Annotated in this window: 3 protein-coding genes, 1 tRNA gene and 2 rRNA genes; 5 read left to right on the plus strand and 1 reads right to left on the minus strand. The window is 65.4% G+C overall.

Annotated elements, in window-relative coordinates; all coding sequences use genetic code 11:
* The first annotated feature begins 133 nt into the window (after window positions 1-133).
* The 4 genes from OG588_RS36665 (at window position 134) to OG588_RS36680 (ending at window position 4,412) form a co-directional block, all read left to right on the plus strand.
* A 23S ribosomal RNA gene (locus OG588_RS36665) occupies window positions 134-3,256 on the plus strand.
* A 92-nt stretch (window positions 3,257-3,348) separates the two neighbouring features.
* Window positions 3,349-3,465: ribosomal RNA gene (gene rrf / locus OG588_RS36670) — 5S ribosomal RNA — on the plus strand.
* Window positions 3,466-3,578: 113 nt separating this feature from the next.
* Window positions 3,579-4,241 (plus strand): DegT/DnrJ/EryC1/StrS family aminotransferase, encoded by a 663-nt coding sequence (locus tag OG588_RS36675; protein ID WP_019060934.1) that lies wholly within the window; start codon window positions 3,579-3,581, stop codon window positions 4,239-4,241.
* Between the two features lie 95 nt (window positions 4,242-4,336).
* A tRNA-Thr gene (locus OG588_RS36680) sits at window positions 4,337-4,412 on the plus strand.
* 50 nt (window positions 4,413-4,462) lie between these two features.
* Here OG588_RS36680 and OG588_RS36685 read toward each other — a convergent pair.
* Window positions 4,463-7,213 carry a SpoIIE family protein phosphatase gene (locus tag OG588_RS36685; RefSeq protein WP_405950972.1) on the minus strand — a complete coding sequence of 917 codons (2,751 nt, stop codon included), beginning with the start codon at window positions 7,211-7,213 and terminating at the stop codon, window positions 4,463-4,465.
* A gap of 378 nt (window positions 7,214-7,591) precedes the next feature.
* Between OG588_RS36685 and OG588_RS36690 the strand changes: the two genes are divergently transcribed.
* The gene (locus OG588_RS36690; RefSeq protein WP_405950973.1) at window positions 7,592-13,054 is read left to right on the plus strand and encodes a HAMP domain-containing protein; all 5,463 of its coding nucleotides are present in this window, start codon (window positions 7,592-7,594) and stop codon (window positions 13,052-13,054) included.
* Window positions 13,055-13,252 lie beyond the last annotated feature (198 nt).

Genomic DNA, 13,252 nt, shown 5'->3' on the forward strand with positions numbered 1-13,252 from the left:
CGCTGTTGGGTGTCTGAGGGCACGGCTGTAACAAGCTGCCTTCAGTGCCGACCCCAGTGAACTCCGGTACAGACCGGGGGTGATGGGTGGTTGGTCGTTGTTTGAGAACTGCACAGTGGACGCGAGCATCTGTGGCCAAGTTTTTAAGGGCGCACGGTGGATGCCTTGGCACCAGGAACCGATGAAGGACGTGGGAGGCCACGATAGTCCCCGGGGAGTCGTCAACCAGGCTTTGATCCGGGGGTTTCCGAATGGGGAAACCCGGCAGTCGTCATGGGCTGTCACCCATACCTGAACACATAGGGTATGTGGAGGGAACGCGGGGAAGTGAAACATCTCAGTACCCGCAGGAAGAGAAAACAACCGTGATTCCGGGAGTAGTGGCGAGCGAAACCGGATGAGGCCAAACCGTATGCGTGTGAGACCCGGCAGGGGTTGCGTATACGGGGTTGTGGGATCTCTCTTTCACAGTCTGCCGGCTGTGAGACGAGTCAGAAACCGTTGATGTAGGCGAAGGACATGCGAAAGGTCCGGCGTAGAGGGTAAGACCCCCGTAGTCGAAACATCAACGGCTCGTTTGAGAGACACCCAAGTAGCACGGGGCCCGAGAAATCCCGTGTGAATCTGGCGGGACCACCCGCTAAGCCTAAATATTCCCTGGTGACCGATAGCGGATAGTACCGTGAGGGAATGGTGAAAAGTACCGCGGGAGCGGAGTGAAATAGTACCTGAAACCGTGTGCCTACAAGCCGTGGGAGCGTCGCGCATTGAGTTTACTCAATGCGTCGTGACTGCGTGCCTTTTGAAGAATGAGCCTGCGAGTTTGCGGTGTGTTGCGAGGTTAACCCGTGTGGGGAAGCCGTAGCGAAAGCGAGTCCGAATAGGGCGATTTAGTAGCGCGCTCAAGACCCGAAGCGGAGTGATCTAGCCATGGGCAGGTTGAAGCGGAGGTAAGACTTCGTGGAGGACCGAACCCACCAGGGTTGAAAACCTGGGGGATGACCTGTGGTTAGGGGTGAAAGGCCAATCAAACTCCGTGATAGCTGGTTCTCCCCGAAATGCATTTAGGTGCAGCGTCGTGTGTTTCTTGCCGGAGGTAGAGCACTGGATAGGCGATGGGCCCTACCGGGTTACTGACCTTAGCCAAACTCCGAATGCCGGTAAGTGAGAGCACGGCAGTGAGACTGTGGGGGATAAGCTCCATGGTCGAGAGGGAAACAGCCCAGAGCATCGACTAAGGCCCCTAAGCGTACGCTAAGTGGGAAAGGATGTGGAGTCGCAGAGACAACCAGGAGGTTGGCTTAGAAGCAGCCACCCTTGAAAGAGTGCGTAATAGCTCACTGGTCTAGTGATTCCGCGCCGACAATGTAGCGGGGCTCAAGCGTACCGCCGAAGTCGTGTCATTTCAGCAATAGGGCCAACGCCTGCTGGGATGGGTAGGGGAGCGTCGTGTGCCGGGTGAAGCCGCAGCGGAAGCTAGTGGTGGACGGTTCACGAGTGAGAATGCAGGCATGAGTAGCGATACACACGTGAGAAACGTGTGCGCCGATTGACTAAGGGTTCCTGGGTCAAGCTGATCTGCCCAGGGTAAGTCGGGACCTAAGGCGAGGCCGACAGGCGTAGTCGATGGATAACCGGTTGATATTCCGGTACCCGCTGTGAAGCGTCAAACATTGAGCCAGGCGATGCTAAGTCCGTGAAGCCGTTCCGGACCCTTCGGGGAATGGAAAGTGGTGGAGCCGACGGACCAGACCTGCAGTAGGTGAGTGATGGGGTGACGCAGGAAGGTAGTCCATCCCGGGCGGTGGTTGTCCCGGGGTAAGGGTGTAGGACGAGTGGTAGGCAAATCCGCCACTCACATAGTCTGAGACCTGATGCCGAGCCGATTGTGGTGAAGTGGATGATCCTATGCTGTCGAGAAAAGCCTCTAGCGAGTTTCATGGCGGCCCGTACCCTAAACCGACTCAGGTGGTCAGGTAGAGAATACCGAGGCGTTCGGGTGAACTATGGTTAAGGAACTCGGCAAAATGCCCCCGTAACTTCGGGAGAAGGGGGGCCATCACCGGTGATCGGATTTACTCCGTGAGCTGGGGGTGGCCGCAGAGACCAGCGAGAAGCGACTGTTTACTAAAAACACAGGTCCGTGCGAAGCCGTAAGGCGATGTATACGGACTGACGCCTGCCCGGTGCTGGAACGTTAAGGGGACCGGTTAGTGCACTTTCGGGTGTGCGAAGCTGAGAACTTAAGCGCCAGTAAACGGCGGTGGTAACTATAACCATCCTAAGGTAGCGAAATTCCTTGTCGGGTAAGTTCCGACCTGCACGAATGGCGTAACGACTTCTCGACTGTCTCAACCATAGGCCCGGTGAAATTGCACTACGAGTAAAGATGCTCGTTTCGCGCAGCAGGACGGAAAGACCCCGGGACCTTTACTACAGTTTGATATTGGTGTTCGGTTCGGCTTGTGTAGGATAGCTGGGAGACTGTGAAGCTTGGACGCCAGTTCAGGTGGAGTCGTCGTTGAAATACCAGTCTGGTCGTGCTGGATGTCTAACCTGGGTCCGTGATCCGGATCAGGGACAGTGTCTGATGGGTAGTTTAACTGGGGCGGTTGCCTCCTAAAGAGTAACGGAGGCGCCCAAAGGTTCCCTCAGCCTGGTTGGCAATCAGGTGTTGAGTGTAAGTGCACAAGGGAGCTTGACTGTGAGACCGACGGGTCGAGCAGGGACGAAAGTCGGGACTAGTGATCCGGCGGTGGCTTGTGGAAGCGCCGTCGCTCAACGGATAAAAGGTACCCCGGGGATAACAGGCTGATCTTCCCCAAGAGTCCATATCGACGGGATGGTTTGGCACCTCGATGTCGGCTCGTCGCATCCTGGGGCTGGAGTCGGTCCCAAGGGTTGGGCTGTTCGCCCATTAAAGCGGTACGCGAGCTGGGTTTAGAACGTCGTGAGACAGTTCGGTCCCTATCCGCTGCGCGCGCAGGAACATTGAGAAGGGCTGTCCCTAGTACGAGAGGACCGGGACGGACGAACCTCTGGTGTGCCAGTTGTTCTGCCAAGGGCATGGCTGGTTGGCTACGTTCGGGAGGGATAACCGCTGAAAGCATCTAAGCGGGAAGCCTGCTTCGAGATGAGTGTTCCCACCCACTAGATGGGTTAAGGCTCCCAGTAGACGACTGGGTTGATAGGCCGGATCTGGAAGGCGGGTAACCGCTGGAGGTGACCGGTACTAATAGGCCGAGGGCTTGTCCTCAGTTGCTCGCGTCCACTGTGTTGGTTCTGAAACCACGAACAACCCCATACCCGGGGCCACCGGGTGTGGTGCGGTTGTCTGTTTCATAGTGTTTCGGTGGTCATAGCGTGAGGGAAACGCCCGGTTACATTCCGAACCCGGAAGCTAAGCCTTACAGCGCCGATGGTACTGCAGGGGGGACCCTGTGGGAGAGTAGGACGCCGCCGAACAAATATTGAAAGGGTTGGATCCTGAACTTCGGTTCGGGGTCCAACCCTTTTTTGTTTGCCGTCACTTGAAGTTCACGTTGCGCAATCACCATCCGAGCATGGGTACTGCTGCAATGCTCAGGGCCGCGGGCGTCGGACTCGGTGACGAGGTCGTCGTGCCGGCGTTCGGGAACGTCGAAGTCGCCGAGGCCGTCACCCTGGCGGGCGGGCTGCCAGTGTTCGCCGACATAGATCCGGTGACGTACTGCCTTGACGCGTCCGCTGTCGAAGCGGCCGTAACTCCGCGTACGGCGGCGATAGTTGTCGTACATCGATTCGGGCGGTTGGCCGACATGGCGCGGATGCTCGGGGTCGGGCAGCGGCATGGGCTGCTGGTGTTGCAGCAGGGGGAGTCCGAGGCGCCGTACGACGAGGTGGCTCAGCGGCGGGAGCGGGCCGGGTATCTCGATGCGAAGTTGCGTGGGGTGCGGACGCCCGATGGTGGGGACGGGCACACCTACCAGCAGTACGTCGTGCGGGTGCCGGGGAACGGGCGGCCCGATCGCGATGCCTTCGCTCGGGCCGTGCGCGGTCGGGGAGTTGAGTGCCGGGTGCCGGTGAAGACGCCTGTGCACCGGCTGCCGGAGTTCCGGCGATGTGTGGCTCTGCCCGAGACCGAGCGGGCCTCGGACGAGACGCTCGCACTGCCGGTCGATGCCTCGTTGACCAGGCGGGAGATGCAGCGGATCGTGTCCGCGTGCAATGCGCTCGGGGGACTGCTCCAGCCTGCTTTCTGACCGAGTCGGGGGCAGGAGGCGGTGGTTGGGCGCACGGGCTTGTTCGGGGTATGATTTCTTTCGTCGCCGCGAGGGAAACCTCGGGAACGCGACAGGCCCTCTTAGCTCAGTCGGTAGAGCGTCTCCATGGTAAGGAGAAGGTCAACGGTTCGATTCCGTTAGAGGGCTCCAGATATGAGAAGGCCCCGCCCAATTGGGCGGGGCCTTCTGCGTGTTCGGGGTCAGTCCTTCTGGAGGCCCGGGACGCGCATCGCCAGGATCGCCATGTCGTCGGACGGGGCGTCCGACGCGAAGCGTTCCACCGCGCGCATGATGCGGGCCGCGACGGCGCCGGCCGTCAGGCCCGTGCAGGTGGTGAGGACGTCCGTGAGGCCGTCGTCACCCAACATGCGGGTGCCCTCGCGGCGTTCCGTGACGCCGTCCGTGACGCACAGGAGGACGTCGCCGGGGTCGAGGGTGACCGTCTGCTCGTAGAGCTCCAGGTCGTCCATGACGCCGAGGAGGGGCTGGGGTTCGGCGGCCGGTTCGACCGTGCCGTCCTGGCGGAGGCGGAGTGGGAGCGGGTGGCCAGCGCAGACCACCTTCAGTTTGGCGCTGCCGTCCTCCTGGGGCCACAACTCGCCGTAGAGAAGCGTCAGGAAGCGGCTGCGGGCTCCCTCGTCGAGGATCGCGGAGTTGAGGCGCTCCAGGACCGCGGGGCCGCCGAAGCCCTCCCTGGCGAGCAGGCGGAGGGCGTGGCGGGCCAGGCCGGTGACTGCGGCCGCCTCGGGTCCGGTGCCGCAGACGTCGCCGATGGCGAAGCCGTAGACGCCGTCGCGGATGGGGAAGAGGTCGTAGAAGTCGCCGCCCACTTCGTTGCCCTCGCCGGCCGCGCGGTAGATGACCTCGACCTCGACGCCCTCGATGTGCGGGAGGTCGGGGGGCAGGAGGCTGCGCTGGAGGGACTGGCTGATGGCCGTGCGCTCCGAGTACAGACGGGCGTTGTCGAGGGCGAGGGCGGCCCGTCGGCTCAAGTCCTCGGCCAGTTCCAGGATTTCCTGGCGGAAGTGTTCGTCGGTGGGTTTGCCGAGGGTCAGCATGCCGATGACGCGGTTGCGGGCGACCAGGGGGAGGACGACTGTCTCGCCGCCAACTGCGGAGGCTGTGGCGAGAGTTGGGCCGATGCCCGAGCTGACGCGGCGAGTGGGCTCGCCGAGGCCGAGGCTGCGCATGGAGGTGCGCAGGGCGGCCTGGTGGGCGGCCTCGGCGGGGGCGGCCCAGACGCGGGCGCCGGGGGTGGGGACCGGGTCCGGAGGGGCGATCTTCGAGAGCAACGATTTGATGCCGTCGATGAGTTCCTCGTCCTCGTGGAGGACGTACGAGAGGTACGGGTCCGAGGACTGGTCGGCGATCGTGTAGACCGCGCACCAGGTGGCGAGGGTCGGGACGGTCATCTGGGCCATCAGGGCCAGGGTTTGGTCGCGGTCCAGGGTGCCCGCGAGGAGGTCGGAGGCCTCGACCAGGAAGCTGAGTGAGCCGCGGCGCAGGCGTTCCAGTTCGCCGAGGCGGGCCGACTCGACCGCCAACGCGATGCGGTCGGCGGCGAATTGGAGGCGTAGCGCTTCTTCGTTCGAGTACTTGTTGGGGCCTTCGGCGGCGACTCCGAGGGAGCCGGTGAGACGGCCCTCCACCTTCAGGGGGACCGTGACGACCGAGCGCATGCCGGTGCCGCTGAGGAGCGGTACGGCACCCGGGACGGCCTGGAGGTCCTCGTGGACGGCCGGCATGCGGGCGGAGCCGTAGCGGCCGGGACCGGCTTCTACGGGCACGCGCGCGAAGCGTTGGCGGGCAGAGGGCAGGCCGGTGGAGGCGCGGACCTCCAACTCTGTTTCGTCGTCGGTCGCGAGGAGGAGGAAGGCGGAGTCTCCGTCGAGCATGTCGCGCGCGCGTTCGACCGTGCGCTGGAGGAGGCCGTCGAGGTCGTCCGGCGCGGGGGAGCCGATGAACACCTCGAAGGGGTCGGTGTTCTGGCCGTCCGGGGTGGACGCCGCGTCGGGGGCGGGGCCGCGCAACGGAGTCTGCAGAACCGCGCGTTCGTGGTCCCTCACCAGGAGGCACACGGTTGACGGCTCGCCGTCCGTGTCGCGGACGCGGAGGTGGGAGGCGTAGACCGGGGTCACGCGGCCGTCGGCGCCGCGGATGCCGTAGGTGCCCTCCCAGCGGGAGAGGCGGAGGGCGTCGGCGATGCCGGTGCTGGTGCCCGGAGTGTGCGGCCAGGCGGCGAGGTCGGTGAGGGGCTTGCCGGTGACCTGCTCGGCGGCGTAGCCGAAGAGTTCCTCGGCGTCCTCGTTCCAGGACGCGATGGAGCCCGTGCGGTCGATCTGGACGACCGCGACGCGCACCCTGCCGTCGGCGAGCGGGAGCAGGGCGGCCGGGAGGGACGGGCCGGCCGCGCGGGTGCCCACCGGGCGGGCGGGGAGGTCGAGTTGGAACCAGACCAGCTTCTTCGTAGGGGTGTAGTCGACGCCCCAGCGGCTGGCCAGAGCGGCGCACAACTGGAGGCCGCGGCCTCCCTCGCGGTCGGGGCTGCTCATGGTGATCGCGGCCCCCTGGAGGGGGATCTCGCGTTCCGGGTAGTGGTCGGCGACCTCGATCCTCGCGCCGTCGTCACTCCGTAGGCACAGAACATCCGCGGCCGTGCCCGCGTGGACGACGGCGTTGGTCACCAGCTCGCTGGTGAGGACCACGGCGTCGTCGACGATGTCGGCGAAACCCCAGCCCTGCAGGGTGTCGCGGACGAAGGACCGCGCGGTGGCGACCGATCGTCCGACGGGCTCGAAGCTGGCGGCCGCGCGCGCGGTGATCACAGAACTCCTCGGCCTGTTGTCGGCGGGCAGGTCACCATGGCCGATCGGCGCCTGCCGGGGCACCGGCTGGTTTCCGGTCGGCGGGGGATCCTGGGGCGTTCCCCCAGGATGCAGTCCGGTGGTCATGGTGCGGTGCCCCTCCGATGCCTGCCCGCTCGTGCTCGTGCCACCGCCCAGGCCGGACGGAACCGGCGTGGCTGGACAGCCGCATGCAAGGTTACTTACCTTCACCGTCCATGCGGATGCCGGTCCGCAGTGTTTCCGTCCTCAGGGTGTGCGGACCGTGTGCGAAGCTGCCGAACTGTTATGGCCTGGTTCAGGCAGGGTGAAACACTGGGCAGGATTCTGGTGAAGGTCCGGGCAGGCCGGGTGTCTTCTGTGTACGGAGGACACCACACCCTGTTGAAGCCCGGTAAACCGGGCAGAGATACCCGGCGGTACGTGATCGCCGAGCAGTAGCACACCGGCACAGCAGTAACGGTCGACCCCTGCGGGAGGGACACAGTGGAGTCTGGCGCAGCGACGCGGGCCACCAAGACGCGCGCGAAAGGCGGACAGTCCCTGAAGAACCAGCGCAAACCGCGCAATGGGACCACGGAAGTGGACGCGGCCTCCTTGGACCGGCTGCTGACGGCTCTCGTCTCCATGCGGGACGGGAACTTCCGCAAGCGGCTCACGGTGTCCGGCGACGGCGTGGTGTCGGAGATCGCCGCCGTGTTCAACGAGGTGGCCGACCGCAATCTGCACCTCACGGGTGAGCTGTCCCGGGTGCGGCGCATGGTGGGCCGTGAGGGAAAGCTCACGGAACGGCTGGAGACGGGCGCCTGCGAGGGTTCCTGGGCCTCGGCCATCGATGCCTCCAACGCGCTCGTGGACGACCTCGTACGGCCCGTCTCCGAGGTCGGACGGGTGCTGTCCGCGGTGGCGGAGGGTGATCTGTCGCCGCGCATGGAGTTGCGGACGCAGGCGCAGGACGACGGGAACGGGCATCCGCTGCGCGGGGAGTTCCTGAAGGTCGGGCGGACCGTCAACAACCTGGTCGACCAGCTCTCGACGTTCACCGACGAGGTCACGCGCGTGGCCAGCGAGGTGGGCACCGAGGGCAAGCTGGGCGGGCAGGCACGCGTGCGTGGCATGTCGGGTTCGTGGAAGGACCTCACGGAGTCGGTCAACACGATGGCGTACCGGCTGACGGCCCAGGTGCGGGACATCGCGCTGGTGACGACGGCGGTCGCCAAGGGCGACCTGTCGCGCAAGGTCACGGTCCACGTCGCCGGCGAGATGCTGGAGCTCAAGAACACCGTCAACACGATGGTGGACCAGCTGTCGTCGTTCTCCTCCGAGGTGACGCGAGTCGCCCGCGAGGTGGGCACCGAGGGCGAGCTGGGCGGCCAGGCACAGGTGCCGGGTGTGGCCGGGGTGTGGAAAGACCTCACCGACTCGGTGAACATCATGGCCGGCAACCTGACGGCCCAGGTGCGCGGGATCGCGCAGGTGACGACGGCTGTCGCCAACGGTGACCTGTCGCAGAAGGTGACCGTCTCCGCGCGGGGCGAGGTCGCCCAGCTCGCCGAGACGATCAACCAGATGACCGAGACGCTGCGTACGTTCGCGGACGAGGTCACGCGCGTGGCGAACGAGGTCGGGGCCGAGGGGCAGCTCGGCGGGCAGGCGAACGTGCCGGGCGCGGCGGGGACGTGGAAGGACCTCACCGATTCGGTGAACACGGTCTTCCGGAACCTGACGATCCAGGTGCGGGACATCGCCGCCGTGACGACCGCCGTGGCGAGCGGTGACCTGTCCCAGAAGGTCACGGTGAACGTGGCCGGCGAGATGCTGGAATTGAAGAACACCGTCAACGGGATGGTCGACCAGCTGTCCTCGTTCGGTGCCGAGGTCACGCGCGTGGCGCGCGAGATCGGTGTCGAGGGTGAACTGGGCGGCCAGGCACAGGTGCCGGGCGCGGCCGGGACGTGGAAGGACCTGACGGACTCCGTCAACACGGCGTTCCGCAACCTCACCGGACAGGTGAGGAACATCGCGCAGGTGACGACGGCCGTGGCCAACGGTGATCTGTCGCAGAAGGTCACCGTCGATGTCTCTGGCGAGATGCTTCAGTTGAAGAACACCGTCAACACGATGGTCGATCAACTGTCGTCGTTCGCCGACCAGGTGACCCGTATGGCCCGTGACGTGGGCACCGAGGGCCGTCTCGGCGGCCAGGCGCGCGTGGACGGCGTCTCGGGCACCTGGAAGGAACTCACCGACTCCGTCAACTCGATGGCCGGGAACCTGACTTCCCAGGTGCGCAACATCGCCCAGGTGACCACGGCGGTGGCCCAGGGTGACCTGTCCCAGAAGATCGACGTGGACGCGCGCGGCGAGATCCTGGAGCTGAAGAACACCATCAACACGATGGTCGACCAGCTCTCGGCCTTCGCGGACCAGGTGACCCGGGTGGCCCGCGAGGTGGGCACGGAGGGCCGTCTGGGTGGGCAGGCTCAGGTGCCCGGCGTCGCCGGTGTGTGGCGCGACCTGACCGACTCGGTGAACGGCATGGCCGGCAACCTCACCGCCCAGGTCCGCAACATCGCCCAGGTCGCGACCGCGGTGGCCCGGGGTGACCTGTCCCAGAAGATCACCGTGGACGCGCGCGGGGAGATCCTGGAGCTGAAGAACACCCTGAACACGATGGTCGACCAGCTGTCCTCGTTCGCCGAGGAGGTCACGAGGGTGGCCCGCGAGGTGGGCACGGAGGGCATGCTCGGCGGGCAGGCCGAGGTGCAGGGTGTCTCCGGCACCTGGAAGGACCTCACGCAGTCCGTGAACTTCATGGCGAACAACCTGACCATCCAGGTCCGCAACATCGCCGAGGTCACGACCGCCGTCGCCAAGGGCGACCTGTCGAAGAAGATCACTGTTGACGCCAAGGGCGAGATTCTTGAGCTCGTCACGACGGTCAACACGATGGTCGATCAACTGTCGTCGTTCGCCGAGCAGGTGACCCGGGTGGCCCGCGAGGTGGGCACCGAGGGCATCCTGGGCGGCCAGGCGTACGCGTCGGGTGTCACGGGCATCTGGAAGGACCTCACCGACAACGTCAACCTGATGGCCAACAACCTGACCATCCAGGTGCGGAACATCTCCCAGGTCGCGGCGGCCGTCGCCAACGGCGACCTGACGCGGACGGTGACGATCGAGGCGCGCGGCGAGGTCGCGCAGCTCGCGGACACCTTCAACACCATGGTGAAGACGCTGAGTTCGTTCGCCGACCAGGTCACCAAGGTGGCCCGCGAGGTGGGCACGGACGGCATCCTCGGCGGGCAGGCGCGCGTGCCCGGTGTGGCCGGCACGTGGAAGGACCTCACCGAGTCGGTGAACGGGATGGCGTCCAACCTGACCGGTCAGGTGCGCAACATCGCGATGGTCACGACGGCCATCGCGAAGGGTGACTTGACCAAGAAGATCGACATCGACGCCCGCGGCGAGATCCTCGAACTCAAGACGACGATCAACACGATGGTCGATCAGCTCTCCTCGTTCGCCGAGGAGGTCACCCGGGTCGCCCGCGAGGTGGGCACCGAGGGCCAGTTGGGCGGTCAGGCACGCGTGCGTGATGTCGACGGCACCTGGCGCGACCTCACCGAGTCGGTGAACGAGATGGCCGGGAACCTGACCCGGCAGGTGCGTGCCATCGCGCGCGTGGCGACCGCGGTGACCCGCGGCGACCTGAACCTGAAGATCGACGTCGACGCGGCGGGCGAGATCCAGGAACTGCAGGACTACATCAACAAGATGATCGCCAACCTGCGCGACACCACGATCGCCAACAAGGAACAGGACTGGCTCAAGGGCAACCTCGCCCGCATCTCCGCGCTGATGCAGGGCCGCCGCGACCTGGACGACGTCGCCTCGCTGATCATGAGCGAGCTGACGCCGGTGGTCTCCGCCCAGCACGGCGCGTTCTTCCTCGCGCTGCCCCTGGCGGACGCCGAGGGCGAGGAGGCGTACGAACTGCGCATGCTGGGGTCGTACGGCTACTCCATGGGGTCCATGCCGACCTCGTTCAGGCCCGGTGAGGCGCTGATCGGGACGGCTGCCCAGGAGCGGCGCACGATCCTCGTGGAGAACGCGCCCAGCGGCTATCTGAAGATCTCCTCGGGGCTCGGGGAGGCGCCGCCCGCGCAGGTGATCGTGCTGCCGGTGCTGTTCGAGGGGAAGGTGCTCGGCATCATCGAGCTGGCCTCGTTCACGCCCTTCACGCACATCCAGAAGGACTTCCTCAACCAGATCGCCGAGATGATCGCGACCAGCGTCAACACCATCTCCGTCAACACCAAGACAGAGGTGTTGCTGAAGCAGTCGCAGGAGCTCACGGAGCAACTCCGGGAGCGGTCGGCCGAGTTGGAGAACCGGCAGAAGGCACTCCAGTCGTCCAACGCCGAACTGGAGGAGAAGGCCGAGCTGTTGGCCCAGCAGAACCGGGACATCGAGGTCAAGAACACCGAGATCGAGGAGGCGCGGCAGGTCCTGGAGGAGCGTGCCGAGCAGCTCGCGGTGTCGATGCGCTACAAGAGCGAGTTCCTCGCGAACATGTCCCACGAGCTGCGCACACCGCTCAACTCGCTGCTGATCCTGGCCAAGCTGCTCGCCGACAACGCGGAGGGGAACCTCTCGCCGAAGCAGGTCGAATTCGCCGAGACGATCCATGGCGCGGGTTCCGACCTGCTCCAGCTGATCAACGACATCCTGGACCTGTCGAAGGTCGAGGCGGGCAAGATGGACGTCTCCCCGACGCGTATCGCGCTCGTCCAACTCGTCGACTACGTAGAGGCCACTTTCCGCCCGCTGACCGCGGAGAAGGGCCTCGACCTGTCCGTACGGGTGTCGCCGGAACTGCCCGCCACGCTGCACACCGACGAGCAGCGCCTTCTCCAAGTGCTGCGCAACCTGCTGTCCAACGCGGTGAAGTTCACCGACTCCGGGGCGGTCGAGCTGGTCATCCGGCCGGCCGGCGCGGATGTGCCGGTGGCGATCCGGGAGCAGCTTCTGGAGGCCGGTTCGCTGCGGGACGCGGACGCCGGCCTGATCGCGTTCTCGGTGACCGACACCGGGATCGGGATCGCCGGCAGCAAGATGCGGGTGATCTTCGAGGCGTTCAAGCAGGCGGACGGTACGACCAGTCGCAAGTACGGCGGTACGGGCCTCGGGTTGTCGATCTCCCGGGAGATCGCGCAGTTGCTCGGCGGTGAGATCTACGCACAGAGCGAACCGGGACGCGGTTCGACGTTCACGCTGTATTTGCCGCTGCACCCCAGCGAACTGCCCCCGCAGGGCTACCAGCAGCTGCCCGCGCTGGAGGCGGGCGACCTGGTGGCGTCGGCGGCGGAACTCGCCGAGCTCTCGGAGCGCAGCGAGGTGGGCATCGAGACGCCGGCCGAGGTGAAGTCGTACCACGAGACGCAGAACGGTGCCGCGGCGCTCTTCAGGCGCCGTCGCCGGGCCGTCGAGTCCGCCCAACTGGGGCAGACCGTACGGGACCAGTGGGCGGCCCCGGAGGTGACGCCGCCGTCGCGCCGGGGCATCCGGTTCGGCGGGGAGAAGGTGCTGATCGTCGACGACGACATCCGCAACGTCTTCGCGCTGACCAGTGTCCTGGAGCAGCACGGGCTGTCCGTGCTGTACGCGGAGAACGGCCGTGAGGGCATCGAAGTCCTGGAGCAGCACGACGATGTGACGGTCGTTCTGATGGACATCATGATGCCCGAGATGGACGGATACGCGACGACGACGGCGATCCGCAGGATGCCGCAGTTCGCCGGGCTGCCGATCATCGCGCTGACCGCGAAGGCGATGAAGGGCGACCGGGAGAAGGCGATCGAGTCCGGTGCCTCGGACTATGTCACCAAGCCGGTCGATCCCGATCACCTGTTGTCGGTGATGGAGCAGTGGATGCGTGCGGAGTGAAGGAAACGACCGGACGTGACGGGAAATCGGTAGGAACGGTGCGGGGAACGTTCGGTGGCCACGCGGAGTTGCTGACTCAGTGTGCCCGGAGCCGTGTAGAAGCACGGGATTCGGGGAACCTTCTGGTCTCCCGCTACGTTTCTGCTACGTGCACAGTGACATCACGGTGACAGGGTGTGGCGACGGGCCGGGTGCGGC

Origin of the sequence: Streptomyces prunicolor (assembly GCF_045162825.1) — a bacterium.
GTDB lineage: Bacteria > Actinomycetota > Actinomycetes > Streptomycetales > Streptomycetaceae > Streptomyces > Streptomyces prunicolor.